The 1,406-nt window shown below is 54.0% G+C and carries 1 protein-coding gene; it reads right to left on the bottom strand.

Going from position 1 to position 1,406, the window contains the following annotated elements; translation table 11 throughout:
* Window positions 1-54: 54 nt before the first annotated feature.
* Entirely contained in the window at window positions 55-1,311 is a 1,257-nt protein-coding gene (locus tag DWB85_RS19290; protein ID WP_117957701.1) for an integrase catalytic domain-containing protein, read from the bottom strand.
* Window positions 1,312-1,406: the final 95 nt, after the last annotated feature.

Genomic DNA, 1,406 nt, shown 5'->3' on the forward strand with positions numbered 1-1,406 from the left:
AGTATTTTCTAATTCGTAAATGAGTCTGAAGCGGGGGGCTATGTGGAGTCGATTTCAGGCCCTTTTTGTCTCCCGTTCATGGATTGATTTGAACAGTTGCCGGCGAGCTTGTTGAAGCCGGTCGGCTGCTTCGTTATCGCTGTGCTGGTATGCGATGGCATCCAGTATTTCAAAGCTGATCCCAGGTTTCAAATACCCCTCGGCCTCGGGCAATGACTTGAGCTTTTCATACGGGGTCATCAGTGATTCGTAGCGATACCGCTTGCGCTGCTTGCCCTTGCTGTCGGTGATGGTTTCCGGGAACAGACAGGGGCGATGGTAGTTCACATAGGGGTTGAGGTGCTGCCGGTTGAACTCGTTGACCTGCGACGCCCAGTGCTGCGGAATATGCTCGTGGCCGAAGATCTTGCGTACCACATGCCCATTCTTACTCTCCGCCAGGGCGTTATCGTTGGTTTGCCGGGACCGGGATTTGGTGAACTCGATCCTCAGCTTCTCCAGTAGCTTCGCCACCCGTTTGTTGATGTATTCTGAGCCGTTGTCAGAGTGGAACCCCTGGATGACAAAGGGGAAGCCATCCAGCAGTTGTTCCAGTGTCGGGATGAGGTACTGCTCGCTGATTTTCTCAACACTGAGGACAACCTCCCACTGGATCACCTCATCCACCGCATTGATGTGATAAACCCCTTTTTGCTTGTCCCAGTCGCCCTGATGGACGGTATCAATGCGGATATAGCCGGGTTCCCCGTTGGGCCTCGGTTTGCGCCGTTCGCCGATCTGGGAGGCCCTGGGGCGGGTCTTCTCAACGTTGCGGCGGTGACGGACATAAGCCGTGGACTTCCTCAGGTTGTATAGGTGGGCTACGGAAATCGAGGCCAGGCGCTGGTACTCTTCCTGGCCAAACACCACGTAGGCGCGCTCACAGAGCTTCTTCATGGTCAGGCCATTGGGCGTGTTGTGGCGCTCGTCCATTGCGGCCAGTAAGCGAATATCACAGTCAGTAAAACGCCGTGCGAAGCCATTGGTGGTGCGTTGCTGACGCACCAGTTTCCCGGTGTCGCGGTACTGTTGCACAAGGCGCGTCATCTGCTGACGTGAATAACCGCTGATCTTTATGAGGTATCGGATCAGTACGCCCTTGTCATGCTTGCTCAACGACAGGTAGTGGAATTTGACCAGGGTCCGCTGTATCCATTGGTAGCGGCTATCTTTATCGCTGGCAACCTCAAAAGCCACCGCCTGAGTGCCTTCAAGGAAGGCGATGATCTGGTCGATGGTGGTTAGATCTTCGGCATTCATGATGGTTTTCATCCTCCCATCATGAACGGGGTGCAGGGCCTATGTCAGACTCATTTCATGTTAGAAACACGACCCTCCTACAGACTCATTTCATATTGGAAAAGACT

It is taken from the genome of Seongchinamella sediminis (genome assembly GCF_003457605.1).
GTDB classification, from domain to species: Bacteria; Pseudomonadota; Gammaproteobacteria; order Pseudomonadales; family Halieaceae; genus Halioglobus; species Halioglobus sediminis.